A 3,120-nucleotide genomic window follows, 5' to 3' on the forward strand; every position below is an offset into this window, starting at 1 on the left:
ACCCAAAACCGCTGGAGCGAACTCAAAACTGGATAAAACTTGGGGGCAAGGTCAAGGTGAATACGAGATAACGGATATCAATCAGGCATATCTGGAGCGTGGGAAACTACGGGTATCCATTATGGGACGCGGTTATGCTTGGCTCGACACGGGCACTCCGGAGAGCCTGCTGGAAGCAGGAGAGTTCGTTCGTACGTTGGAAAAACGACAAGGGTTTAAGATCGCCTGTCCGGAGGAAATCGCCTTGGCAATGAATTTTATCTCGCGTGAACAATTCACATTAATTGCAGAACGAGCTGGCAAAGGAGACTACGGCAGCTATTTGAGGCGGTTGGTACTATGAAGTGCTTCGCCTTTCGCCATGTACCGATCACGCTTGCCATATCTCGGCATCAATCACGCCAAGATATGGTCGTTGACAGGTTGGCATCCTCGAACGAGTTGTGAGCTGCTCTAGCTATCCGGACCGAACCGATCTTATCGACCCTTAAAGTAATCACTAGCCACTTTCTCGCGGTGTTGAATACTCATGATTTCCGCACTAAGTTCACGAGCTAGTCTGCTATATTTTCTGCGCCATTTTGCTACAGGAAAGAGCAATAGCCGTCTGGTTCGCGCTGCGCGAAGACTCCACCTTAGATACACCAAGTAGTTGTTCCGCGGTGCCACAGTACTAACCGCAGCTACTTGACGTGTAGGATTCGGGTGTACTTCTCTTAGCTTTGCAAGCGGACGCGCTAGAACTAGAAGTTCACTAATAGCGGCGCGCCGTGGAGAATACGCAGACACTGCCTCCAGTCCCGCCAGACGCATGTCTTGAACCTTCTCGGGATTGTCCAGGAGGTTTTTAACGGCCTCGTAACAGGCATCGGGATCCGTGGTATCTACGAAAGTAGCGTTGACATCGTCGATCGCATACTCGTCCGCTCCACCTGCTTTTGGAACGACCGACAACGCACCGCAGGCCATAGCTTCCGCGGCGGTGCGACCGAAGGCTTGATAGTCTGACAAGTCTATAAAGATATCAGTTTGTTGCAGGAGCTGAGCCACTGCCGGACGATGAAGGACGCCGACGTTTCGAAACGCAAAGTCCCGCGGCAAATCAAGATAGGACGCGTCATTGGGATCGCAACCAAAGACGCTTATAGAGATTTTGTCAGAGTAGTACTGGCTGAGGCGCTTGAGAAGCTGCATAGTTCGAAGAGCGCCACGCCGAGGCGTCTTAGGTCGTATCATTGCAGTGATGCGAATACTGCTGGTCGCCCGTTTGGATAGGGCTGTCTTATAGACGTCGTGATCTATGCTTGGTAGAACCTTCTGGACCTCGACACCATGATTTAATCTGACCTGCTCTCGGATCCAGTTAGTTTTCGCAAACAGAACGGCATGAGGAACAAGAGTGTAGGACTCCCTTGCTGCGTGCCATTTCTCGCTGCCCTCTTCGAAGAAGAGTGGCTCATAGTCCTGAACATAGTAGGCCGGGAGTATCCAAGGACAGTCATCAACAATCGCCTTCAGCAACCGGACAGACTTGTAAATCGTTGCAACGACAACGTCGAAGGTAGAAGCCGCCTTAGTTAACGACCCTGGCGTGTAACCGATGAACATCTGTGAAGCGCCAGGAACATCACTATAGAGCCTGCAAAAATGAGCATGGTGCTCCTCCATAACAGCGATGCTCACCTCAACTCCTAAGCGGCGAGCTGCCGTGGCTTCCTGAACGACAGAGTGTGCACCGCCACCACCGCCCCTACCGGGAAGGAGGAACAGGATCTTTTGCGAAGTAAGCAGACGCAGAGCAGCGCCCTGAGTCTCCAGCCCTAAGCTCTTTTTGATGCGGCCGCGCACGACGTCCATATCCCGGGTGTCTTTGACTTCCGAAGTGAGTACCTCCATCCTCGCTTTACCGTGTTTGCTGTTCAGCGCTTTCCGGCCGGCTTTTGAAAGTGCGATACGGCGCTCATGCCCGAAGCTCTTGGACTTCGCATGAAATACATAGGTGTCGTCAGCGTAAGCGAGGGCGTAGCCCGCGTCTTGCGCTCGGATACAAAAGTCATTTTCCTCACCATAGCCGGTTGGGAATGCCTTCTCATCCATATAACCAATTGAATTGATGACCTCTCGTCGGATCATAAAGCAAAAGCCATTCACGAATCTCGTCCGAGGATAATCTCTGCGACTAGAAGCCAACACAAGCTGAGCCATATCGGCTGCTGTCATCCCATTCGGGAGAGCGTTAATCGCAAACTTCCCGCTCTCGTCATAGAGGTCGGGTACACTCTGCCAGTTTGCTGCATTGGAAAGCGGGCCGCAAATGCCAATATTACCAGAGGAATGCATGCAACGCACCAGTCCGTCTGCCCAATGAGGAGTGACGATCGTGTCGCTATTCAACGTAACAATATAAGGCGCGGTTGAAGCTCTGAGGCCGTCATTAACTGTAACCGTGTATCCCATATTACGCTCGTGTTCGGCCAGTATGAACGAGACTCGTTCGTGCGACAGGTCATTGACCGCGCCTCTTAGCCAAGCCGTTGTCTCAGGGTCCGAGCCATCGTTGACTACAATCACTCGCAATTGATAGTCTGATGGAGCCTGCGATAACGAGGTAAGACAGACTTTCACATCGTCCAGGGCGTTGTAGACCGGAACAACGATATCTATTTGTCCCAGAAAGCCTTCGCGATCAATTGACACGGCGGCTGCTTCCATCGTTTTTGTTGCGCTATTCTCTTCAAAATGCACGAGGGGATTGAGCCCAGCTAAGGCCACACTGGGGTTCGCACGCAGATACTCCCGCGTATTGAAATTGGGACCTGGGTCATAACCAATGAATGCGCCGACCTTGGAATAATGCTCCGCAGCCGAAAGACCAAACTTTGGCACATCCGGATAGCGAGACAAATACCATTCCGCATCCATATGGCCACTTCTTGCGCATGCGGCAACGACCGCCGGCTCTATTCGCGACATGTCAAACATCCCCCGATTACGTCATGCAACTACGACAAGCATCAAAAAATGCTAATCATTCGATCCCATAGATGGCACCATTTTTCAATAGTTGGAGTGCTCCCCGTTTCACCGGACAGGTCGGCTAGATTGATTTAGCCCTGATGA

Annotated in this window: 2 protein-coding genes; one reads left to right on the forward strand and one right to left on the reverse strand. The window is 51.8% G+C overall.

Going from position 1 to position 3,120, the window contains the following annotated elements:
* Positions 1 to 343: sugar phosphate nucleotidyltransferase (locus ACODR6_RS32025; RefSeq protein WP_489026602.1), on the forward strand; the 343-nt coding region annotated here is incomplete at its 5' end.
* Positions 344 to 477: 134 nt separating this feature from the next.
* Here ACODR6_RS32025 and ACODR6_RS32030 read toward each other — a convergent pair.
* Positions 478 to 2,973, reverse strand: a complete 2,496-nt coding sequence (locus tag ACODR6_RS32030) for a glycosyltransferase (protein WP_489026604.1) — start codon at positions 2,971 to 2,973, stop codon at positions 478 to 480.
* Between the last annotated feature and the right edge of the window lie 147 nt (positions 2,974 to 3,120).

It is taken from the genome of Rhizobium sp. FG96 (genome assembly GCF_057808655.1).

Bases quoted from the DNA above. Each gene is read 5' to 3' on its own strand.
- ACODR6_RS32030 (WP_489026604.1), bottom strand. From the start codon at position 2,973: ATGTCGCGAATAGAGCCGGCGGTCGTTGCCGCATGCGCAAGAAGTGGC.